The organism is Kangiella sediminilitoris (assembly GCF_001708405.1).
GTDB lineage: Bacteria > Pseudomonadota > Gammaproteobacteria > Enterobacterales > Kangiellaceae > Kangiella > Kangiella sediminilitoris.
This window is the reverse complement of the sequence record NZ_CP012418.1, coordinates 1,615,703-1,637,957: the sequence shown is the minus strand read 5'-3', so window position 1 is coordinate 1,637,957 and position 22,255 is coordinate 1,615,703. Positions and strand designations below refer to the sequence as shown.

Genomic DNA, 22,255 nt, shown 5'->3' with positions numbered 1-22,255 from the left:
GGTTTTTCAGAATGGGTGAACTTGCCAAAGAGATCCTGCCGGTAAACATTGAAGATGAATTAAAAACGTCGTATTTAGACTATGCGATGAGTGTCATTGTTGGCCGCGCATTACCGGACGTTAGGGATGGACTAAAACCTGTGCACCGTCGTGTGCTTTATGCCATGAACGAGCTGGGTAATGACTTTAACAAACCGTACAAAAAGTCAGCACGTGTTGTCGGTGACGTGATCGGTAAATATCACCCTCATGGTGATTCGGCAGTATACGACACGATTGTGCGTATGGCTCAGCCTTTCTCCCTTAGGTATATGCTGGTTGACGGTCAGGGTAACTTCGGTTCCATCGATGGAGACTCTCCTGCAGCGATGCGTTATACCGAAGTGCGGATGGCTAAAATGGCGCACCAGCTGCTAGCCGACCTGGACAAAGAAACTGTCGATTTTGAAGAGAACTATGATGGTTCGGAATCAGAGCCAACAGTACTACCGACAAGAATTCCCAACCTTCTAGTGAATGGTTCCTCGGGTATTGCTGTGGGGATGGCAACTAACATTCCACCTCATAATTTGAATGAGGTCATTGATGGTTGTTTAGCGCTAATTGAGAACCCTGATCTAACAATCACTGATCTAATGGAATATGTGAAAGGTCCGGACTTCCCAACCGCTGCTATTATCAATGGTCGTGCAGGAATTATTGACGCGTATCAAACTGGCCGAGGCAAGATATATCTACGAGCAAGAAGCCATATAGAAACTGATGAGAAAAACGGTAAAGACTCGATTGTTGTTACGGAATTACCGTATCAGGTTAATAAAGCCCGTCTGATAGAAAAGATTGCTGAATTAGTCAAAGACAAAAAGATCGAGGGTATCACTGGGTTACGTGATGAATCGGATAAAGACGGCATGCGCATGGTGATTGAATTGCGTAAGGGTGAAGTACCAGAAGTGGTACTGAATAACCTTTATGCTCAATCACAGATGCAGAATGTTTTTGGCATCAACATGGTGGCACTGGATAACGGACAGCCACGATTATTCAACTTAAAAGATGCTTTGGATGCATTCATCACTCATCGTCGTGAGGTAGTGACTCGCCGTACCATTTATGAACTTCGTAAAGCTCGTGAAAAAGCGCATGTGCTTGAAGGTTTAGCAATAGCTTTAGCCAATATCGATGAAGTGATTGAGCTTATCAAAAAGTCACCAACTCCTAAAGAAGCAAAAGAAGAGTTGATGCATCGTCAATGGGCTCCGGGTCAAGTTGCCGATATGCTGGCTAGAGCTGGCACGGAAGCGTGTCGCCCAGAACATCTGGATGCTGAGTTTGGCTTCCATGATGGTTATTACAAGTTATCGGAAGAACAGGCAAAAGCGATTCTAGAACTGCGTTTGCATAAGTTAACAGGTCTCGAGCACGATAAAATTATCAGTGAATATAAGGACCTGCTAGGACTTATTGAAGAGCTATTGCACATCCTTATGAGCAAAGAGCGCTTACTGGAAGTGATTTGCGAAGAGCTTGAAGAAGTAAAAGAAACGTTTGGAGATGAGAGACGTTCGGAAATTTTGGACAGTAAACTGGACCTCACAATTGCTGACCTGATTACAGAAGAAGATGTTGTAGTAACACTGTCTCACGAAGGTTATGTGAAGTATCAGTCTCTATCTGACTATAAGGCTCAGCGTCGTGGTGGGCGAGGTAAGTCTGCGACTAAAATGAAAGATGAGGACTTTATTGATCGTCTATTAGTCGCTTCGACACATGATACGATTCTGTGCTTCTCCTCACGAGGAAAAGTATATTGGTTAAAAGTTTTCGAGCTTCCGAATGCTGGTCGTGGATCTCGGGGTAAACCAATAGTTAATGTGTTGCCACTTGAGAAAGATGAAAAAATCAGTGCTATTCTTCCTATCAGGGAATTCTCTGAGGAGCGTTTCGTATTCATGGCAACATCGAACGGAACTGTTAAGAAAACATCACTTGAGCAATTTTCTCGCCCACGTTCAAACGGTATTATTGCTTTAACTATTGCTGATGATGATGAATTAATCGGCGTAGCTGAAACGTCAGGTGAAGATGAAATTATGCTCTTCAGCGATGCTGGTAAGGTAATACGTTTTGGTGAAGATGCGGTTCGAGCAATGGGTCGTACGGCACGTGGTGTCCGAGGTATGAAGTTACCAGAAGGCGCTAAAGTAATTCAAATGTTAGTTGCTGAAGAAGATTGCTCAATTTTAACTGCTACAGAGTTTGGTTATGGAAAGCGGACCTCTGTTGATGATCACCCTCTACGTGGTCGTGGCGGTCAAGGTGTGATTTCGATTCAGATGAGTGAGAGAAATGGCCAGGTTGTATCGGCAGTTCCAGTCATCGATGGTGACGAGGTGATGCTAATCAGTAAGGGTGGCACCTTGATCAGAACCGGAGTTGACGATATTCGTGTAATGGGTCGTAATACACAGGGCGTGAGATTGATTCGACTTGATGATGATGAAACCTTGGTTGGTTTACAGCGTATTGTTGAGCTGGATGTCGACGATGATGAATTAGAAGAAGGTGAAGAAGCAGAGAAAAACGGCAGCGAATCAGAGGAGTAGGATCTTAGATCTTACAGTTAAGATCGTTTAGTCTGTTGTTATTAGTTACCTGATAAAATGGAGAATGACATGACTCGTGCTTTCAACTTCAGTGCTGGCCCGGCGGCAATTCCAACTGAAGTTTTGGAGCGTGCGCAAGAAGAGCTTTTAAATTGGCAGGGATACGGTTGCTCGGTAATGGAGCTGGGTCACCGTACTCCTGACTTTAAAGAGATCCTTCATAATGCCGAAAAGAATCTTAGAAAGCTTTTAAACATCCCTTCTAACTACAAGGTACTGTTCATGCATGGCAGTGCCTCCCATCAATTCTCTATGGTCCCAATGAACTTCCTGAGACCAGACGAGAAGGCCAATTATCTGGAACTGGATCACTGGTCAAAAATGTGTATTGCCGAAGCTAAGCGCTTTGCTAATGTTCATGTTGAGCAGGGAATACGTAAAAACAAAGATGGACTTTTAGAGTTAATCCCTGAGGATGAGTGGGAGCTCGATGATGAAGGGAAGTATTTACACTTCACCTCTAATGAAACGATAGTCGGTATTCAATTCGAGAAGGACCCGAGTCGCTTTGCTGGTAAGCTCGTAAGTGATATGTGCTCGGATATTTTGTCTCGCCCAATTGATATAGAAAAATATGCATTAATCTATGCTGGTGCCCAGAAAAATATAGGACCTTCGGGTATGACGGTAGTCATCGTGCGAGAAGATCTTTTCGATACATTTCATACAGAAAGGGTACCAAAGTTATTCCAGTATCCGCATGTGTCAGCCAAAGATTCAATGCCAAATACACCGCCTAGTTTTGGAATCTACTTTGCAGGCCTCGTATTTGAATGGTTATTGCAGCAGGGTGGAGTAGAAGAAATGCATAAGCTTAATCTCAAAAAGGCTAATATGCTTTATGATTATGTTGATCAATCCTCATTTTACCACTCACCCGTAGCCAAAGGTTCTCGCTCGTTTATGAATGTTTCAATTCAGTTGGCCGATAAGTCTTTGGAACAAAAGTTTTTAGAAGGAGCCCAGCGTAGGCATCTCATTGCCTTAAAAGGCCATCGATCCTTCGGAGGTTTAAGGGCGAGTATTTATAATGCTATGAGTGTTAAGGGTGTGAATACCCTAATCGATTACATGAAAGATTTCGAAAAACACCTCTAGGATTGCTTTTAACTGACAGCATTAGCTACCTGGTAGCAGTTTCTACCGGCTGACTTTGCTTTATATAGAGCACGGTCTGCCTGGTGGAGCAGGTTGTTAATCTTATAGTTACTATAAGGGTGAGATAGTGTAATGCCTATACTTGCAGTGTATTTAATTTCTTTTCCTTCTATTGAAATGGATCTTTGTTCAATTGTCGTTAATAACTTCTCAGCGAATAACCTACTATTATTCAGATCGGTTCGAGGGAGTATAAATCCAAATTCCTCACCCCCAATACGTCCACAAATATCACTCTGACGTACCTGACTTTTTATGAGCTGACCAAAATCTTCCAGTATTAAATCTCCTGCTTTATGCCCATATTTGTCGTTAATTGTTTTAAAATGATCTAAATCTAACACTAATATGGCAAAGCTTTCATTATGTCTCTTGGCCAGAGTATATTCTTGTTCAGCTCTATGGAGAAATGCCCTTCGGTTAAATAGCCCTGTGAGTTGATCGAACATCGCCCATTCTTGCATTTTCTGCTCAAGCTCAATGACTCTCATAAATAGACCAACGAGATACCATGAAAGTAGAGGAGCAATAATAATGGCACTAATAAGCGCTCTATATAGTGCTGTATAGCTTAATTCATTTCCCTGTATGAGTTGCAATAATATATTTAATCCAATTGCTAATAAGGCTGCTACCAAGGTAATGATAATAACGAGCCTAATTCTTCCTACTTTTTGAATTATTCGTTTCACACTGTCCAGTCTCCAGTTGTACCTACTAGTAACTAGACTAATGCAAATTTGCATTAAATGAAAGTTTTGTGACGCGCTTCACATTGTTGCGCGGTTCTAAATCGTTAGAACCGCACTATCACAAAGCAATCATTTCTCCGAGTTAAGGATATCTAAAAAGAACGCGTATTCCATGGCTGTTTGCTTGAGACGTTCAAAACGACCAGAAGCGCCACCGTGACCAGCTTCCATGTTGGTATGCATTAGTAGCATGTTATTGTCAGTTTTATACTCACGGAGCTTTGCGACCCACTTCATTGGTTCGAAGTATTGTACTTGAGAGTCATGCAAGCCAGTAGTAACTAATAGATTAGGATAATCTTGTTTTTTGACATTATCATAAGGGGAGTAGGACAACATATATTCATAAGAGTCTTCGTTCTTGGGGTTGCCCCATTCATCAAATTCGTTCGTAGTTAAGGGAATACTTTCGTCGAGCATTGTGGTTACGACGTCAACAAAAGGTACGTGCGCTGCAACACCACGATATTTCTCAGGAGCCATATTAATAACAGCACCCATCAGCAGGCCACCTGCGCTGCCACCCGCAATAAATACTTTATCCCTCGCTGCGTACTTTTTATCAACCAAGCTGTCTGTAACATCAATAAAGTCTGTAAATGTATTGATTTTATGAAACATTTTGCCATCTTCATACCATTGCCTGCCAAGCATCTGGCTGCCCCGAACATGAGCTATGGCTACTACAAAACCTCGATCAAGTAGTGACAGCCAGTTAGATCGAAACCTTGGATCCATGGTTGCACCATAGGAGCCATAACCATATTGATAAAGCGGGTTTGTGCCATCGCGACTAAATTTTTGTTTTTTATAGACCAGTGATACAGGAACTTTAGTGTTGTCACGTGCGGTTATAAATAGACGTTCACTGTTGTAATCTGCAGGATTAAATTCGCCAAGTACCTTGTCCTGCTTTAATAATTCGTTTCTGCCTGTCTCCATATTAAAGTCATAAATAGAGTTAGGAGTGGTTAAACTTGAATATTCATAGCGTAAGGTTTTGCTGGAAAAATTTTTATTTGTGCCAAATCCAGCTGAATACGCTGGATCATTAAACTCAACGAAGCGCGAGCTTGAATTATTGATTCCCATTACCCGTATTTTTATCAGGCCGTTTTGACGTTCGGTTACGGCAATAAAGTCTTTAAATGCTATAACGCCGGTTAACTGTGTGTCCTCACGATGGGGGATAACTTCTTCCCACTGATTAAAGTTGAGACGGCTACTTTCGTCAGCCTTCATCAATCGGAAGTTTTTAGCGTCTTTGTTAGTCAGAATATAGTATGACTGACCACTCTTCGATACCGTATATTCATGGCCCTCCTGAAGTGGGTAAAAATGTTCAAACTTTCCATTTGGCTGGTTTGCGTCAAGAAGGCTTTGGCCTTTTGTTTCGGTACTGTAGTGACCGATTTTAATCAATGTACCATCGAGCGACTTTGATAAACTGGTATAAAAGCTACTATCGGTTTCTTCGTAAACCAGCACATCTGTCGCTTGTGGAGTGCCCAATGTGTGGCGGTAAACTTGATAGCCAAGAAGGGTTTGAGGATCTTTTTTTATGTAAAATATAGTTTTGTTGTCATTAGCCCAGACCAAGTTCCCACTAGTATTTTTTAAAGTATCCTCAAGGAGTTTTTCTGAAGCTATATCCTTTATCCGGATGGTGTAAATCCTCCTACCTACCGAATCATGACTATATGCCAGTAAACTATGATCCGGACTAACTTCCGTTGCGGCAACGTTAAAATAGTCATGACCTTTGGCCAGCTCGTTAACATTTAAAAGGATTTGCTCGTTATTATCTAAGCCATCCTTTTTCCTGGCATAGACTGGATATTCCTGAGCTGGCTCGAAACGAGTGTAGTAATAGTAGTTATCCAGCTGGTAAGGGACAGTGGATTTATCTTTTTCTATACGGCCTACTATTTCGTCATATAACTCCTGCTGTAATTCCTTGGTTCCGGCCAGCATAGCTTCTTTGTAGTCATTCTCTGCAGTGAGGTGGGCGATAATTTCCGGATCCGTTCGGCTATCATCTCGCATCCAGTAATAGTTATCGATACGCGTATCACCGTGAATACTTATTTCATGGGGCTCTTTCTTAGCAATCGGTGGCGTGGGACCCTTTGCCATATTGATATTTGTGCTAGCGGTATTATTTTGCTTTTGGGGCACCTTGTTACCTATAAAATATATGCCTACTAACAAAAGGATAACACTGACAAAAGCCAGAAGGTATTTCATGATGGGTTCGTCCATGTTGCTTATTATTGGACCTAATACTATCAGTAAGTCTGTGCTTTTGCAGTAGCCAGAGTGTTTTAGACTGATTTAGACGGCAAAGGATGAAAATCATCTGAATATGAAGGATAATAGCGGCCGTTTTAAGAATACATACAGCGCCAATGGTTTGAGCGCTAGAACATGCTGAGGGTCAGTTATGAGTTGTGATTTTATTAAATTAGCGAATAGTGGTGTTCAAGAACTACACCCCTATCAACCTGGCAAGCCTATTTCTGAGCTGGAAAGGGAGCTGGGTATTACCAATATCGTAAAGTTGGCAAGTAACGAAAACCCCATTGGGATCAGTGCTAAAGCACAGGCCGCAATGGAAAAAGAGTTTTCCGAATTAGCGCGTTATCCTGATGCTAACGGTTATTACCTTAAAGCTAAGATTGCTGAGCGCGTTGGTGTTGATATCAATCAAATTACCCTGGGTAACGGTTCAAACGATGTATTAGAGCTTATAGCCAGGGTTTTTGTCGCACCTGAGCATGAGGTGATATTTTCACAACATGCATTTGTCGTTTATCCGATTGTGACGCAAGCCATTGGTGCTAAGAAGGTTGTAATTCCAGCTAAAGACTGGGGTCACGATCTGGAAGCTACCGCTGAAGCTATAACACCAAATACGCGCATGATTTTCATAGCTAATCCAAATAATCCTACTGGTACATGGGTTAAGTCTGATGAGTTAAAAGCGTTTATGGACAAAGTGCCAGAAGATGTATTGGTCATTTTGGATGAAGCATATTACGAATACGTTGAAGATAAAGACTATCCGCAAACAATCCCCTGGATAAAAGAATTTCCTAATTTAATCGTCACCCGAACTTTCTCAAAAGCCTATGGTTTAGCTGGTGTACGTGCTGGTTATGCAGTTGCAAATGAAGAAATTACTGGCTTGATTAACCGTCCTCGTCAACCATTTAATATGAACTCCCTGGCTTTGGCTGCTGCAGAAGCTGTACTGGATGACCATGAATATCTGCAAAAAGCATTGGACGTAAATAAAGCTGGAATGCAACAGCTTGAAGACGTTTTCAAAGAGCTTAACTATGATTACATTCCATCGGTGACAAACTTTATTACGGTGGATATGGGTAAGCCTGCTGGTCCTATATATCAGCACATGCTGGAGCAAGGAGTCATTGTTAGACCAGTAGCCAACTACGAAATGCCGAATCACTTGCGGGTCAGTATTGGTCTTGAAGAAGAAAATGCTAAATTCATCAAAGTCTTGCGTGAGATGACAAAATAGGAGTCTGCATTGAGTGAAGCATCGAAAGTGCCAGTGATTACCGTCGATGGTCCAAGTGGTTCAGGCAAGGGGACGATTAGTCAAATTCTTGCAACAAAACTAGGCTATCATTTGCTCGACAGTGGCGCTTTGTATCGTCTGACAGCCTTGTCTGTTATTAAGCATGATATTGATGTCAGTGACGAGGAGGCGGTAGCCAAAGAAGCTCTTGAGCTGGATGTTGTATTTAAACCCTCATCCCATGGCGAGCAAATGGTACTGTTGGATGGGCAGGATGTAGGTGTTCAGCTCCGTCTGGATGAGACCAGTGCGATGGCCTCTAAGGTAGCTGCGATCCCACAGGTTCGTGAGGCTTTATTGACAAGACAACGGCAGTTTAGGCAATTGCCGGGACTGGTAGCCGATGGGCGTGATATGGGCACGGTGGTATTTCCCGATGCCGAACATAAGGTGTTTTTGACTGCAAGCCCCGAAATACGGGCAGAAAGACGCCATAAACAGTTGATCGAAAAGGGCGTAAATGCTAATATTCGGCACCTTCTAAAAAGCATCATCGATAGAGATGAGCGTGATCGCACTCGCACTGTGGCCCCTTTGGTGCCAGCAGAGGGTGCTTTTGTTGTAGATAGCTCTAATTTGTCTATCGATGAAGTGGTTCAGCAAATTCTTGATTTTATAGGGTTTTCTGAAGCTTGATTGGAACGTTGGTTCGCATGGATGATGAACCAATAAAACTCATTGACCCATGGCAACTGGATGGTCGCATGGTGATTTTAACTCAAGTTCTAGCTAATTTATTTTTTAGCGGAGCGTATTTAGGTATAAACGAATGAGCGAAAATTTCGCAGAACTATTTGAACAGAGCCTTCAGAACGTAGAAATGCGTCCAGGCGCTATCATCACTGGTACAGTGGTTGATATTGATAATGAAGTTGTTGTTGTTAACGCTGGTCTTAAGTCTGAAGGCGTTATCCCACGTACTCAGTTTACTGATGACAAGGGTGAGCTGGAAGTAAACGTTGGCGACGAAGTAGAAGTTGCACTAGACGCAGTAGAAGACGGTTTCGGTGAAACGCGTCTATCTCGTGAGCGTGCTAAACGTATTGCTGCTTGGGGCGTACTTGAAGCTGCGCACGAAGCAGACGAGACAGTTACTGGTGTTATCACAGGTAAAGTTAAGGGTGGCTTCACTGTTGAAGTTAAATCTATCCGCGCTTTCCTACCTGGTTCTTTGGTTGACGTTCGTCCGGTACGCGATACATCACACCTTGAAGGTGTTGATCTTGAGTTTAAAGTTATCAAACTTGACCAAAAACGTAACAACGTAGTGGTTTCACGTCGTGCTGTAATTGAATCTGAAAACAGCGCAGAGCGTGAAGAGCTTCTTGCTAACCTTGAGGAAGGTGTGGAGCTTAAAGGTATCGTTAAGAACCTTACTGATTACGGTGCATTCGTTGATTTGGGTGGTGTTGACGGCCTTCTACATATTACTGATATGGCGTGGAAGCGTATTAAGCACCCAAGTGAAGTTGTTCAGGTTGGCGACGAAATCGATGTTAAAGTATTGAAGTTCGATCGCGAGCGCAATCGTGTATCTCTAGGTATCAAGCAGCTTGGATCTGATCCTTGGGTTGATATCAATGACCGTTACCCAGAAGGCGCACGTCTACAAGGTCGCGTAACTAACCTAACTGATTATGGTTGTTTCGTTGAGATTGAAGATGGTGTTGAAGGTCTTGTACACGTTTCTGAAATGGATTGGACTAACAAAAACATCCACCCATCTAAAGTGGTTAACTTGGGTGACGAAGTTGAAGTTATGGTCCTTGATATTGACGAAGAGCGTCGCCGTATCTCACTAGGTATAAAGCAATGCGTACCTAACCCTTGGAACGAGTTCGCTGCAACTCACAACAAGAACGACAAAGTTACTGGTAAGATCAAGTCAATTACTGATTTCGGTATCTTCATCGGTCTTGAGGGTGGTATCGACGGTCTGGTTCACCTTTCTGATATCTCTTGGACTGTTCCTGGTGAAGAAGCTGTTCGTGATTACAAGAAAGGCGACGAAGTTGAAGCTGTTGTACTTTCAGTTGACGCTGAGCGTGAGCGTATCTCTTTAGGTATCAAGCAAGTAGATTCAGATCCATTTGCAGAGTACCTGAGCGAGCATCCTAAAGGTTCTGTGGTTAAAGGTACTATCACAGACGTTGACGCAAAAGGTGCAACTGTTGAACTTGCCGAGAACATTGAAGGCTATGTTCGTGCATCAGACATCAGCTCTGAGCGTGTTGAAGATGCAAGCAAGCATCTGAGTGTTGGTGACGCAATCGAAGCTAAATTCGTAGGCGTTGACAAGAAGAACCGCAATCTGACGTTGTCTATCAAAGCGAAAGACGCTGCAGAAGAAGCTGAAGCGATTAAAGAGTTCAGCAATGAGAAAGGTTCTAATTCTCCAGCAACTCTAGGTGATTTATTGAAAGAGCAGCTAGGTGACGAAGAGTAATCTCCTACTGATTTTTTCAAATCATCAAAAAAAGCCCGGCGAATGTCGGGCTTTTTTGTATCTAGGCCACACAGATAGGTGTTTCCCAAGCTGACGCCTGGAAGGGACCAGTGTCAGCTTTTTATTGAAGATGCATTTAGCCGATAAATCCTGAAGTGTCATCAGACTGATGGAAATTTGTAAAAAATACCATATAATTAAGATAGTTAGATGATTTTTGGCTTGAAATACCCCATACTATGGGTATTCAATTAAATGGAGGTCTAGACCGATGACAAAATCACAACTGATTGAGTGTCTAGTTGATAAAAATCCTCAGCTATCTGTTCGTGATGTAGAACTGGTGGTAAAGTCTTTACTTGACCAGATGTCAGAAACGCTTTCAGATGGTGGTCGTATTGAGATCAGAGGTTTTGGTAGCTTTTCATTGCATTACCGTGCTCCACGTGTGGGACGTAACCCAAAAACAGGTGAGTCAGTGTCTTTGCAAGGGAAACATGTTCCGCACTTCAAGCCAGGTAAAGAACTGCGTGAGCGCGTGGATGCGGGGAAGGATCAACCGATTAAACCATAATTATCATTAAGAGCTTGGTGAATATAGATCAAGTTCTTCAAGGCTCGGGGCTAATCTGCTTTGCGAAAAATTTTTGCTATTATTTTGTTTGTCGCAGTGCTGATCATCAGTACTGTTTTTGCTCTGAATAATGATCAAATCACAGATATTAATTTCCTATTTGGTAATACAGAGTTACCTCTATCTCTTATTGTTTTCTGGGCAGGGTTGTGTGGTTTGTTGCTGGGCATTTTAGGTATGTCTTTTGCGGTATATAAATATCGCCATAAAAATGCTCGCCTAAAAAAGCAACTTTTGAAATCCCAGAAAGAATTGGAATATCTACGCCAACAGTCAATAGCTGGGAAGGATCCTTTTTAAATGGAACAATGGCTACTATATGGGGTTTTAGCATTGTTACCCCTTGCCGCTTATTCTGGGTATCTGGTGGGACGTAAGCAGCTAAAAGGAAAGCAGGGTGGCAGTCTCTCCAGTAATTATATTAAAGGTCTCAATTATCTTCTTAATGAACAGCCTGACAAAGCTGTAGATACATTCATTGATCTTTTAAAGGTAGATACCGATACGGTCGAAACTCACTTGGCGTTGGGTAATCTGTTCCGGAAAAGGGGAGAAGTGGACAGGGCTATTCGTTTACATCAGAATCTGATTGCTCGACCTCAACTATCTTCATCTGATCGTAATACGGCACTATACCAGCTAGGTCTGGATTATAATGCTGTTGGTATGTATGACCGTTCTGAAAAGCTCTTTAAAGAGTTGCTGGAAGACCCTGCACACAAAAATGACTCCTTAGTTCAATTACTTAATATTCATCAGCTCACCAGGGACTGGGACGATGCAGCTAAAATTGCAGAAACTCTACAGTCAAGTATGGGGGTAGAGCAGAGTAAGCCAATATCTCATTTTTATTGTGAACTTGCTGATCAGAAAAGAAGAGAAGGTGATAATAAAGCTGCTTTATCCAATTTAAAGAAAGCACTGAATATTAATCCTGACTCTGTTCGTGCAAGCTTACTGCAGGGACGAATTCATCTACGTCAAAACCAATACAAGCAGGCGATCAAGGCTTACCAACGTATTTTGCAGCAGGATATCGCATTTTTACCAGAAGCCCTACCTGACATTTCCCAGGCCTACTCTGAAGTTAAAGACTATAGTGGTTATAAGCAGTTTCTAGATAAAAGTCTTGAAATGGGAGCCGGTGTATCTGTACTTGTAGAACTCTCTAAAATCATACAAAAAGAGAAAGGTGATAAGGCAGCAGCCATATTGATAGGTGAATTTCTTCAGGAAAGGCCGTCACTCAAGGGCTTGCAGCGGTTGATAGCCTTACACATTGAGCACGCTCAAGATTCGGCTAAACCTAGCCTTCAACTTCTGGATGATATTGTTGAAAAACTGATTTCGCGTAAGCCGCGATATGAGTGTGAAAACTGTGGGTTTCACACAAAAGCTATATACTGGCAGTGCCCAAGCTGCAAGGAATGGAGCTCTGTAAAGCCGATCAAGGGAATAGAAGGCGAGTAATACGATCATTAATAGGTAAACCATGTCCGATCCGAAAATATTAGTAGCTCTAGATTACAGTGATAAAGAACAGGCCCTGGCGCTTGTTGATAAGCTTGATCCTTCCATGTGTGGATTAAAAGTTGGCAAAGAAATGTTCACCCTCTTTGGGCCAGAATTTGTCAAAGAGCTGGTAAAACGTCGCTATAACGTATTTCTTGACTTGAAGTATCACGATATCCCCAATACTGTTGCAAAAGCTTGTAAAGCAGCTGCAGAGCTTGGTGTTTGGATGATTAATGTTCATGCAGCAGGTGGTCGGGTAATGATGGAGAAAGCTCGTGAGGCGCTAAATGAGTGTGAACACAGACCTCTTCTTATCGCGGTAACCATGTTGACCAGTATGAATGAAGATGTTTACAGCGAACTGGGTTTTAAACGAAGTTTAGAAGATCAGGTAAACCATATGGCCAAAATGGCAAAAGATGCTGGATTGGATGGTGTAGTTTGTTCGTCATGGGAAGCAGAAAAGATAAAACAGGGTTGTGGTGAGGAATTTAAACTTATTACTCCTGGAATTCGACCTCAAGGCAGCGATAAAGGTGATCAGAGTCGGATAATGACCCCTGAGAAGGCGCTTCAAGCTGGCTCTGACTATCTCGTTATTGGTCGCCCAATTACCAAAGCTCAGGATCCCTATAAAGCTTTGTGCGATATCTCTGATTCTATTGTAAGTCACTTGTCTTAAACCAGCAGAGACAGTAATCTTCTTCCTGCAGGTCATCAGTGGCCTGCAGCTTAAGGAAAACTATCATATAGAAGGAGATTATTATGAAATACTTTGCATCCCTTGCACTGTCGATACTATTAGCCTTAGCTATTGCTCCCGCTAGTGCCGAAAAATCAGGTTCGGCTGAATCACAGCAACAAATTAAAGTTAATATTAATAAAGCTGACTCAAGTCAGTTGGCTGCGACTTTAAAAGGTGTTGGAGTAAAAAAGGCTCAGGCAATCATTGATTATCGCGAAAAGTTTGGTCCTTTTAAGTCAGTGGACGAGCTGACGGCTGTAAAGGGGATCGGAGCTAAAACTTTAGAAAAGAATCGTTCTAAAATTTCTATTTAGGATGTTGAGTTTTGGTCGAAAAACTTGCAGATTTAGAAAGCCTGTTTTTCGGCCAAACTAAGCCTAATATAAGGCCTTGAATAAATCCTATGACGTGTGATTCTTCTATAACATTCCCACCTAGCCAGTGATCGTAACTTTCCTCGTAGCCCATAATTTGTGGAAGGAAAATTTTAAGGCCTACAATAACCAATAGTACACCACTAAGTTTAACCCCTAGACGCAACTCCGCTATGGCGGCCGCACTGATTAAGCCATATAAAGCACCTGACATTCCAACGTAGTGCTGTAGTTCGGGTACCCATAAGTGCAGACCTACTATATTCCCTATAAAGAGAACCACGAACCAGATTAGCCAGTCCGTCTGATTTAAAAGCTTGATAAACAAAAACATGGTAAACCATAAGCCAGCTAAATTAAGCAAAAGGTGATTAAACCCAAGGTGGATTAGGTTTGGGGTAAAAAATCGCCATACCTCACCTTGGTTTACATTGTCCCTGTAGTAAGCCATCCATAAATCAGATTGGGGCAATGCAAATATGAGAGCAATGCAAATATGACTTAAAATCAATGGGATAGAATACTTTTTTACAAAATTTGGCATAATAATATTTTATTAAATGTAAAATTTACTTCACGCTTTTATTTATTTATATTGATTAATATTTGTACATAAAGCCATAGCGCCGGCTCTTTGAAATAATAATAATCTTTTAAAAGCAACAAGTTATGGTACCACCTGGGCGGGAGCGTTTTTCGTAATTCATTAGATATTTTTGTTTTATACCATATTTTTTTTAAAAAACTACTCTTTGGAGGCATTTCTTATGTTTGAATCTATCGCAATAATCTGTTATTTATCTATGTCAGAACCTCAAGAAATTCAACAACCTTTGTTGGATCTTGATAAGCTAGCCCTTCAAGTTTACACCGGCAATACTGGTGGTGAACCTGAAGAGGAGCCAGAAGAAAAAGATATAAAGGGACAATTACAGCTCGCGCTTCTCGCTTACACCGGCAACACGGGTGGTGAGCCTGAGGAAGAGCCTGATAAAGACGTCAAGGATCAGCTTAAACTCGCTCTTCATGCTTATACTGGCAACACTGGTGGTGAGCCGGAAGAGGAGCCAGATAAAGACGTCAAAGTAAAATTAAATAATGCTCTTTATGCTTTTACCGGCAATACTGGTGGTGAGCCTGAGGAAGAGCCTGACCCTAATAAGAAGGAACAGTTAAAAGTTGCTTAGTAATTTTGTTAATCAACTCAACATAAATGAACTATTATCAAATACTTTTACATTAAGTTTGATAGCTTGTTTATTTTTACATCTATTATTCACCAGGCAAAAAAGCCTGGTGAATTTTTGTGTCTTTCTAGTTGTACTCCAATTTATTAACTGGAGTTTGAATCCTTTGGTTTTGGATCATACTCTCAATAAATATATCTGGTACATAACCTGGATGGTTACTGATTTGGCAATACTTTTCTATATTGCCATTAAGGGCGTATTAACTAAACAAGTTCTGAAGGAAGAGTTCGCCATTTCCATTCTGACCTTAATTGCCCTGGCAACAACTTTTGGGCGGTATTTCGAAAGGCACTTTACTGAGTTTACTTTGATTAGAGATATTCAGGGCTATGCACTACAGGCTGTGAATATTTGTATTGTCTTAGTTTTAATAACACCAATTATAAAGAAGTTAGTACATATAGCAGGAAAACACATTGATGGCATCACTATTTTTGGCCTACGGTTTAGTGTTAGCAGTGTTCGCAGTAGCGCTGTTCTCGCTAATCCTAAAAGCCTATCGAAACCAAAGCAGCGAATTCTATAGCCCAGAGTCTGTAGAGTCTCTATTTGCAGAAAACGGCAACGTAGTTGACTTGTCTGCGTATAAACGTGCTGATATTAGTGCTCTAAAGCTGATACAAGAATACTCACTGATAGAAGCAAGCAGTCTTCAGGAGAAGGATAAGTTACATGATATTCTTGCTTGGAATCAGAAACTCGAGTCATTCGAATTGAATAATAGAACCATTATTCAGTCTCGAGGATTTCTTCGTCCGGTACAGAGTAATACCCAATGCCCTTCAAAGTTTACAGTAACTCAGCTATGAATTAATAATGACCAGAAAAAGCGCTTGTTAGCGCTTTTTTTGATCCTGGCTTTAACCGTACTTCTGAGAGGGTGGGCCAGGCTTTATGTTGTATTAATAAAACTAATCTAAAATAAATATATAATTTGGTGGTTCATTGCATATTTGCATTAATATCAAGCAGATATTCTCATATTTGCATTAAGATTTATATAAGAAGAAATTATCAAATGTAAAATTTACTTCACGTTTTTATTTATTTATTTTGTTTAATATTTAGACAGAAGACCATAGCGCGATCTTTCTTCCTAAAAATAAGTCTTTTAAAAGCAATAAGTTATGGCAATCACTTTACAGATAATTTGTCTGTTTCTATGTTTTCGCTTGGATAAAACCTTTTTTTAATGAATTTTTTAACTGTTGGAGATGATTATTATGTTTGAATCTATCGCTATGATCTGTTATTTATCTATGGTAGAACCTCAGGAAATTCAACCTTCTTGGGGAGAGTCCAATCCTAAGCTTGTACTCGAAGTGTATACAGGTGGTAATGGAGGCGAGCCTGAGGACGATGAGCCAGATGTGACTAAAAGAGAGTAATATTGCAGAACTTTGTTATTGAACTTAACTTAGAAGGATGGATTACCGACTGGTTTACTTTAGGATTAGTTGGATGTTTCATACTTCATATGATGCTCACTAAGCGTAAGCGTTTGGTGAGCTTTTGTGCTTTTTTAGTTGTAGTTCAGTTTATGAACTGGCAACTCAGCCCTTGGTTAATGGAACATGGACAGGGGAAATATCTGTGGTACATAACATGGATGGTGACAGATATACTGATTTTACTCTACGTGGCGTTTCAAGCTGTTACAACACGTATTGTTGATAAAGAAGAACTTGCAGTGGTTATATTTACTATGATCGCTATAGGTTTCAATATAGGCCGTTTCATTGAAAGGCACTATACCGACCTGGAGCTTATTAAGGGTTTGCAGGCTTATGCTTTACCAGCGGTAAATATCTGTATTTTACTGTCCTTACTGACACCAATACTGAAACAACTTGTGTATTTAGCAGGGAAACATATTAATGGCATTACTATTTTTGGCTTACGGTTTAGTGTTAGCAGCGTTCGCAGCAGCGCTGTTTTGGCTGATCGTCAAGGCCTATCGAAACAGAAACGCCGAGTCCTTTGAAACTGGCGCTGAAATAGAGCTCTTCGGTGACGAGGAGAACGTTGTTGATCTGTCAGCTTTTCGTCAGGCAGATATTACTGCGTTACGCTTGATACAGGAGTACTCTCAAATCGAAACCAGTAACCTGACTGAAAAGGATAAGCTGCGGGAAATCCTGGTATGGAATCAGAAGTTAGAGGACTTCGAGCGAAAGAATCGAAAGATTATTCAGTCCAGGGGCTTTTTAAGACCCGTACAGAGCAAAAGTAATTCCAGTAAGGTAAAGACGCCACTAACTAGAATATAGCTGCACAAATCAAAAAAGGCGCCCTTTGGGGCGCCTTTTTTATGTTCTGGAGAAAAGCAGACAAGATTTATTGAATTTGTTGCTTCCTCAAACTGTTGTATTCCTTCAAGGACATAATATTACTTTAAATTTACGATCCTCATTCCTAGTTCTTCTTTCGAGCTATTTGCCTGGTAGTTCGATAGGATCATTTCTGCTTTTTCCTCAGGAGTTAGCTCAATACCTCTAGCGTTGGCAAGTGACTCGACCAGCGTAATAATCCTTTTAAGTGTATCTACCTCTGAAGAGTAATCAATCTGGTTGGTAGATTCATTTATTGGTATCAGAGAAAGCCTGAAACCTAGAGCTCTAGCTAGACTATCTATTTTGTGAACACCCGGATCAGTCGTCTTTCGTTCAAGAATACGATAAATCGTAGACTGACTGATATTGGATTTACGCTGCATTGAATAATCGGTTTCACCAAAGTTATTCATCAGTTGCTTGAGTTGATCAATGATTTCGCTCATATTGTATCCTAACAATGCAAGATTGACTTGATTTCAATGCAGTCATGCATTAATATATATCCAAGATGTAATTTACTGTATTTTTACTGTTTATTTGTATCACAGTATTCATGACAAATAAAGCAATACTGTGAAAATACATAAGCTATTAAGATACAAGTAAAATTGCTACAAATTGATACAATTTTCCTTCAGCTATATGGTGGGATTTGGCCAAGAATCACTTCTTGGCTTTTTTTTTGCCTGGTCATAAAATAATCATTTCTTTTCAATAAGATATAACCATATATATCGCCTATTAACCTCTGATGGATAAATACAGAGCTATAAAGCGAATTTAACATTCTTTAAGTTAAAATTGACTTGCTGGTATTACAAATAGCGATTGTAAAATTTACTTTTAATCTGGATTTTCAATTGTAAATTTCGATGATTTACTTGAGATATCTGATTCTGTATTCCAATTTTCTGGTTAATGCTTTTATAAATAATCTAATTAAATTAGCTCTCAGGTGATAAATTTGTTCTTAGTCAAAAGGGTAGTTTTATTGAGTTGATAAGTCTCACGACAGAAACTATAGAGCAGTTTTCCAGGATGAAAATCAATAGGAATATGTTATGTATAAAAAAAGGCCTCGCATCGCTGCAAGGCCTTTAAAATATGGCTCCCCCTGCTGGATTCGAACCAGCGACATATGGATTAACAGTCCACCGTTCTACCGACTGAACTAAGGGGGATTTATCTGTTCAACGTTGTGTGCTGAACGGGGCGAGATAATAGACATATTTCGCCCATCGGTCAACACCTAAATTAAAAAAAAATTTAATTTGCTATTTTTTTAAGTCTTTCAATAGCTTTTTCAAGAGTTTCCATACTGGCCGCATAAGATAGTCGCATGTGACCTGGAGAACCAAATGCCGAGCCAGGTACCAATGCTAAGTCTACTTTTTCTAGAAGTAATTCTGCGAGGTCAAGATCAGACTCACACCCAAGTTTATCAATTAGGCCTTCTACGTTCGGAAAAGCATAGAAGGTACCATCGCTTGGTAAACACTTAATGCCATCTATAGCATTAAGAGCCTCTACTAGATAGTCATGACGTTTTTTAAATGCTTCCAGCATAGGTGTTATACAACTTTGGTCCCCGTTGAGAGCTTCCGTTGCAGCAGCCTGGCTTGGGGCTGCAGGGTTTGAGGTGCTTTGTGACTGAACCTTTTTCATTGCCGTTATCAAGTCCGCTGGACCGCCAGCATAACCTATACGCCATCCAGTCATAGCGTAGGCTTTTGAAACACCGTTAAGCACAATTGTTCTGTCATAAAGCTCTGGGCAGGCATTCAGGATATTAGCGAAAGGTTCTTCAGCCCATAAAATATGCTCGTACATATCATCGGTAGCGATAATAATGTCTGGATATTCCTTTAAAACATCTCCTATAGCTTTGAGCTCACTTTTTGAGTAGGCAACGCCAGTAGGGTTACTCGGACCGTTAATAACAAACAGCCGTGTTTTGTTAGTGATTGCCTTTTTGAGCTGATCAGGCGTAATCTTAAGGTGCTGCTCTATGCTCGTTTCAATTATTACTGGCTTAGCTTCTGCCAATAACGCCATATCTGGATATGAAACCCAGTACGGAGCAGGGATGATAACTTCATCACCGGGGTTGAGGAGCGCCTGGCACAAGTTGTAAAAACTCTGCTTGCCGCCTGAAGATACCAGAATCTGATTTGGTGTATAGGTTAAACCGTTATCCCTTTTAAACTTGTTTATTACAGCATCTTTTAATTCGGGGGTCCCGTCGACCGCCGTATATTTTGTTGCGCCATTCTGTATTGCGTTTATGGCAGCTTTTTTGATGTGGTCTGGCGTGTCAAAATCTGGCTCGCCAGTTCCCAAACCAACGACATCACGACCCTGGTCCTTTAATTCTTTTGCTTTTGCTGCGACAGCTAAAGTTGGAGATGGCTTAATAAGCTGTACTCTTTTAGATAGTTCAATAGTCACCGTAACCCCTCGATTTTTTTACTCAGTGTGAGACAATATTCGCTAATCATACTCTAAGTTATTACGCCACCCAAGAAGTTATAGAGCGCAATAACTGCATACTTAACTAAAAGTCATAAGCCCATGAGCGACGTCTTTGATATACAGTCTCAATTTGCCCCAGCAGGTGATCAACCTAAAGCGATAGAAGAGTTGCTTGAAGGTCTTGATGATGGGTTGTCGCACCAAACTCTGCTGGGTGTGACCGGTTCTGGTAAAACCTACACTATGGCAAACGTTATTGCCCGAAGTGGTCGTCCTGCAATCGTCATGGCTCCAAATAAGACATTAGCAGCCCAGCTGTATGGCGAGATGAAGGAGTTTTTCCCAAACAATGCTGTCGAGTATTTTGTTTCCTATTACGACTATTACCAGCCAGAGGCGTATGTTCCGGCATCGGATACTTTTATCGAAAAGGACGCTTCGATAAATGAGCACATTGAGCAGATGCGCCTGTCAGCTACCAGGGCTTTACTTGAACGACGGGACTCTGTGATTGTCGCTTCGGTGTCAGCTATATACGGACTGGGAGATCCTAAAGCCTTTCATAGTATGGTTATGCATTTAAAGGTTGGTGATTCTATTGACCAGCGTTATATCTTAAGGCGGTTAGCGGAGCTTCAATATACACGGAATGACATGGAACTACAGCGCGCAACCTATCGTGTACGTGGCGACTTAATTGATATCTATCCTGCGGAGTCCGATAAAAACGCTATCAGAATTGAACTTTTTGATGATGAAGTCGAGACTATTCAGACTTTTGATCCGCTAACAGGTGAAGTGATTAAAAATCTTACCCGCGTTACGGTGTTCCCTAAAAGCCACTATGTGACTTCCAGACAAACTATATTGGATGCAATCGAAAAAATTAAAGTTGAGCTGAAGGAAAGACTAGCTCAGTTATATGATATGAATAAACTGGTAGAGGCGCAGCGGCTTGAGCAGCGTGTAAAGTTCGATATTGAAATGATGCAGGAACTCGGCTATTGCTCGGGTATTGAAAACTACTCACGGTATTTGTCAGGGGCTCAACCGGGCGAGGCTCCTCCATGTTTATTGGATTATTTACCACCCGATGCTTTGATGATAATTGACGAGTCACACGTAACTGTTTCTCAGATTGGGGCGATGTATAAAGGTGATCGATCAAGAAAGGAAACTCTGGTCGAATTTGGTTTTCGTTTGCCTTCTGCACTTGATAATCGTCCATTGAAATTCGAGGAGTTCGAACGAATTTCGCCACAAACTATATTCATTTCTGCTACTCCAGGCCCTTATGAAGAAGAGCATGCTGGCCAGGTTGTTGAGCAGGTTGTGCGTCCAACGGGCTTAGTGGATCCAGAGGTAGAGATTCGCCCTGTAGGAACCCAGGTTGATGACCTTCTGTCCGAGATTCACAAGAGAGTTGAAGTTAATGAACGAGTTCTGGTGACAACTTTGACTAAAAAGATGGCCGAAGATCTGACTGACTATCTGTCCGAGCATGGTATTCGTGTACGTTATTTACACTCTGATGTTGATACGGTTGAGCGTATGGAAATTATCAGAGACCTACGTCTGGGTGAGTTTGATGTTTTAGTTGGTATTAACTTGTTGCGAGAAGGTCTGGATATGCCTGAGGTATCATTAGTTGCGATTCTGGATGCGGATAAGGAAGGGTTCTTGCGCTCCGAGCGCTCCTTAATTCAGACTATTGGTCGAGCAGCTCGTAACTTGAATGGTAAAGCCATTTTATATGCTGACAAAATAACAGGATCCATGAAGCGAGCTATTGACGAAACGGATCGTCGTCGTAGTATTCAGCAAGCCTTTAATAAAGAGCATGGTATTACACCGCAGGGAATTAAAAAGAAAATAACCGATGTCATGGATACAGGCGCCAAGAGTGGTAAAAAGCGTGTTGCTGATAAGAAAGGGCAATATCATGTCCGCAGTTTAGCTGAAAGTGTGGAAGAAATTGAAAAGCTAGAAAAGGAAATGCTGGAGTTTGCTAAGAACCTTGAATTCGAAAAAGCAGCACAAATAAGGGATAAAATTGAAAAACTTCGCGAAGAAAGTATTGCTTAAGTAGCAATACCTTAAAACTATTAGAGAAAGTTTCGAGTCGATTAGCCCCAACCAAACCTTATAAAATATTTGAGCATGTTTTCATATGCTTTTGTATATTTTTGTATGCATAAAAAGCTTGATTAGTGTATCTATTTGTATTAATGTGCGTTGGTTCACAAAAGTCGCATTTGATATAAGTTTATGTATGCCTCCTTAGAAGGGGCAGCTAATTCAAT

Annotated in this window: 20 protein-coding genes and 1 tRNA gene; 15 read left to right on the top strand and 6 right to left on the bottom strand. The window is 41.1% G+C overall.

Translation table 11 applies throughout. The features are described 5' to 3' along the window. Positions 1–11: 11 nt before the first annotated feature. Together gyrA and serC are read left to right on the top strand one after the other, a co-directional pair. Positions 12–2,606, top strand: coding sequence for a DNA gyrase subunit A (gene gyrA / locus KS2013_RS07525; protein WP_068992006.1), 2,595 nt, complete (start codon positions 12–14; stop codon positions 2,604–2,606). 69 nt (positions 2,607–2,675) lie between these two features. Continuing rightward, positions 2,676–3,764, top strand: coding sequence for a 3-phosphoserine/phosphohydroxythreonine transaminase (gene serC / locus KS2013_RS07520; protein ID WP_068992002.1), 1,089 nt, complete (start codon positions 2,676–2,678; stop codon positions 3,762–3,764). An 8-nt stretch (positions 3,765–3,772) separates the two neighbouring features. On the opposite strand, the gene KS2013_RS07515 is transcribed toward serC, so the two are convergent. Next, complete coding sequence (locus KS2013_RS07515) at positions 3,773–4,516, bottom strand: GGDEF domain-containing protein (RefSeq protein WP_068992001.1); 744 nt, start codon at positions 4,514–4,516, stop codon at positions 3,773–3,775. Positions 4,517–4,645: 129 nt separating this feature from the next. Beyond that, complete coding sequence (locus tag KS2013_RS07510) at positions 4,646–6,823, bottom strand: S9 family peptidase (RefSeq protein ID WP_083217873.1); 2,178 nt, start codon at positions 6,821–6,823, stop codon at positions 4,646–4,648. A gap of 196 nt (positions 6,824–7,019) precedes the next feature. Here KS2013_RS07510 and hisC point away from each other — a divergent pair, with 196 nt between their 5' ends. The 8 genes from hisC to KS2013_RS07470 all read left to right on the top strand — a co-directional run bounded on the left by hisC (position 7,020) and on the right by KS2013_RS07470 (position 13,834). Next, positions 7,020–8,120 carry a histidinol-phosphate transaminase gene (hisC, locus tag KS2013_RS07505; protein WP_068991997.1) on the top strand — a complete coding sequence of 367 codons (1,101 nt, stop codon included), beginning with the start codon at positions 7,020–7,022 and terminating at the stop codon, positions 8,118–8,120. Positions 8,121–8,129: 9 nt separating this feature from the next. Next, positions 8,130–8,816: a (d)CMP kinase gene (gene cmk, locus KS2013_RS07500; protein ID WP_083217815.1), complete on the top strand. Its 687-nt coding sequence runs from the start codon at positions 8,130–8,132 to the stop codon at positions 8,814–8,816. A gap of 133 nt (positions 8,817–8,949) precedes the next feature. Then, on the top strand, positions 8,950–10,626 hold the full coding sequence (gene rpsA / locus KS2013_RS07495) for a 30S ribosomal protein S1 (RefSeq protein WP_068991995.1): 1,677 nt from the start codon (positions 8,950–8,952) through the stop codon (positions 10,624–10,626). Between the two features lie 271 nt (positions 10,627–10,897). Then, a complete protein-coding gene (locus tag KS2013_RS07490; protein ID WP_068991992.1) occupies positions 10,898–11,200 on the top strand; it encodes an integration host factor subunit beta in 303 nt (100 codons plus the stop codon). A 60-nt stretch (positions 11,201–11,260) separates the two neighbouring features. Further along, positions 11,261–11,560, top strand: coding sequence for a LapA family protein (locus KS2013_RS07485; RefSeq protein WP_068991989.1), 300 nt, complete (start codon positions 11,261–11,263; stop codon positions 11,558–11,560). Continuing rightward, positions 11,561–12,730 carry a lipopolysaccharide assembly protein LapB gene (lapB, locus tag KS2013_RS07480; RefSeq protein WP_068991985.1) on the top strand — a complete coding sequence of 390 codons (1,170 nt, stop codon included), beginning with the start codon at positions 11,561–11,563 and terminating at the stop codon, positions 12,728–12,730. A gap of 22 nt (positions 12,731–12,752) precedes the next feature. Continuing rightward, positions 12,753–13,457 carry an orotidine-5'-phosphate decarboxylase gene (pyrF, locus tag KS2013_RS07475; RefSeq protein ID WP_068991982.1) on the top strand — a complete coding sequence of 235 codons (705 nt, stop codon included), beginning with the start codon at positions 12,753–12,755 and terminating at the stop codon, positions 13,455–13,457. A gap of 83 nt (positions 13,458–13,540) precedes the next feature. Beyond that, a complete protein-coding gene (locus KS2013_RS07470) occupies positions 13,541–13,834 on the top strand; it encodes a ComEA family DNA-binding protein (RefSeq protein WP_068991979.1) in 294 nt (97 codons plus the stop codon). Here the strand turns inward: KS2013_RS07470 and rrtA are convergent. Then, the gene (gene rrtA / locus KS2013_RS07465; protein ID WP_068991976.1) at positions 13,827–14,438 is read right to left on the bottom strand and encodes a rhombosortase; all 612 of its coding nucleotides are present in this window, start codon (positions 14,436–14,438) and stop codon (positions 13,827–13,829) included. The two genes, KS2013_RS07470 and rrtA, sit on opposite strands and share 8 nt — an antisense overlap. A 223-nt stretch (positions 14,439–14,661) precedes the next feature. On the opposite strand from rrtA, the gene KS2013_RS07460 reads away from it, so the two are divergent. The 4 genes from KS2013_RS07460 to KS2013_RS11850 all read left to right on the top strand — a co-directional run bounded on the left by KS2013_RS07460 (position 14,662) and on the right by KS2013_RS11850 (position 17,414). After that, positions 14,662–15,081, top strand: a complete 420-nt coding sequence (locus KS2013_RS07460) for a hypothetical protein (RefSeq protein WP_068991973.1) — start codon at positions 14,662–14,664, stop codon at positions 15,079–15,081. A gap of 482 nt (positions 15,082–15,563) precedes the next feature. Next, a complete protein-coding gene (locus tag KS2013_RS07455; RefSeq protein ID WP_068991971.1) occupies positions 15,564–15,953 on the top strand; it encodes a hypothetical protein in 390 nt (129 codons plus the stop codon). 414 nt (positions 15,954–16,367) lie between these two features. After that, positions 16,368–16,532, top strand: coding sequence for a hypothetical protein (locus KS2013_RS11990; protein ID WP_169816863.1), 165 nt, complete (start codon positions 16,368–16,370; stop codon positions 16,530–16,532). Positions 16,533–17,021: 489 nt separating this feature from the next. Continuing rightward, positions 17,022–17,414, top strand: coding sequence for a hypothetical protein (locus tag KS2013_RS11850; RefSeq protein WP_071890153.1), 393 nt, complete (start codon positions 17,022–17,024; stop codon positions 17,412–17,414). Positions 17,415–17,533: 119 nt separating this feature from the next. Here KS2013_RS11850 and KS2013_RS07445 read toward each other — a convergent pair whose 3' ends face one another. The 3 genes from KS2013_RS07445 to KS2013_RS07435 form a co-directional block, all read right to left on the bottom strand. Continuing rightward, on the bottom strand, positions 17,534–17,923 hold the full coding sequence (locus tag KS2013_RS07445; protein ID WP_068991964.1) for a helix-turn-helix domain-containing protein: 390 nt from the start codon (positions 17,921–17,923) through the stop codon (positions 17,534–17,536). 662 nt (positions 17,924–18,585) lie between these two features. Next, positions 18,586–18,661, bottom strand: a tRNA-Asn gene (locus KS2013_RS07440). A gap of 85 nt (positions 18,662–18,746) precedes the next feature. After that, entirely contained in the window at positions 18,747–19,928 is a 1,182-nt protein-coding gene (locus tag KS2013_RS07435; RefSeq protein ID WP_068991961.1) for a pyridoxal phosphate-dependent aminotransferase, read from the bottom strand. Positions 19,929–20,051: 123 nt separating this feature from the next. On the opposite strand from KS2013_RS07435, the gene uvrB reads away from it, so the two are divergent. Further along, positions 20,052–22,037, top strand: coding sequence for an excinuclease ABC subunit UvrB (uvrB, locus tag KS2013_RS07430; protein WP_068991958.1), 1,986 nt, complete (start codon positions 20,052–20,054; stop codon positions 22,035–22,037). The last annotated feature ends 218 nt before the right edge of the window (positions 22,038–22,255 follow it).

Excerpts from the sequence above, each read along its gene's own strand:
- KS2013_RS11850 (WP_071890153.1), top strand. The coding sequence starts at position 17,022 with ATGGCATTACTATTTTTGGCTTACGGTTTAGTGTTAGCAGCGTTCGCA.
- KS2013_RS11990 (WP_169816863.1), top strand. The coding sequence starts at position 16,368 with ATGTTTGAATCTATCGCTATGATCTGTTATTTATCTATGGTAGAACCT.
- hisC (WP_068991997.1), top strand. The coding sequence starts at position 7,020 with ATGAGTTGTGATTTTATTAAATTAGCGAATAGTGGTGTTCAAGAACTA.
- pyrF (WP_068991982.1), top strand. The coding sequence starts at position 12,753 with ATGTCCGATCCGAAAATATTAGTAGCTCTAGATTACAGTGATAAAGAA.
- uvrB (WP_068991958.1), top strand. The coding sequence starts at position 20,052 with ATGAGCGACGTCTTTGATATACAGTCTCAATTTGCCCCAGCAGGTGAT.
- KS2013_RS07445 (WP_068991964.1), bottom strand. The coding sequence starts at position 17,923 with ATGAGCGAAATCATTGATCAACTCAAGCAACTGATGAATAACTTTGGT.
- lapB (WP_068991985.1), top strand. The coding sequence starts at position 11,561 with ATGGAACAATGGCTACTATATGGGGTTTTAGCATTGTTACCCCTTGCC.
- gyrA (WP_068992006.1), top strand. The coding sequence starts at position 12 with ATGGGTGAACTTGCCAAAGAGATCCTGCCGGTAAACATTGAAGATGAA.
- KS2013_RS07455 (WP_068991971.1), top strand. The coding sequence starts at position 15,564 with ATGGCATCACTATTTTTGGCCTACGGTTTAGTGTTAGCAGTGTTCGCA.
- serC (WP_068992002.1), top strand. The coding sequence starts at position 2,676 with ATGACTCGTGCTTTCAACTTCAGTGCTGGCCCGGCGGCAATTCCAACT.
- KS2013_RS07470 (WP_068991979.1), top strand. The coding sequence starts at position 13,541 with ATGAAATACTTTGCATCCCTTGCACTGTCGATACTATTAGCCTTAGCT.
- KS2013_RS07490 (WP_068991992.1), top strand. The coding sequence starts at position 10,898 with ATGACAAAATCACAACTGATTGAGTGTCTAGTTGATAAAAATCCTCAG.
- rrtA (WP_068991976.1), bottom strand. The coding sequence starts at position 14,438 with ATGCCAAATTTTGTAAAAAAGTATTCTATCCCATTGATTTTAAGTCAT.
- KS2013_RS07460 (WP_068991973.1), top strand. The coding sequence starts at position 14,662 with ATGTTTGAATCTATCGCAATAATCTGTTATTTATCTATGTCAGAACCT.
- KS2013_RS07510 (WP_083217873.1), bottom strand. The coding sequence starts at position 6,823 with ATGAAATACCTTCTGGCTTTTGTCAGTGTTATCCTTTTGTTAGTAGGC.
- rpsA (WP_068991995.1), top strand. The coding sequence starts at position 8,950 with ATGAGCGAAAATTTCGCAGAACTATTTGAACAGAGCCTTCAGAACGTA.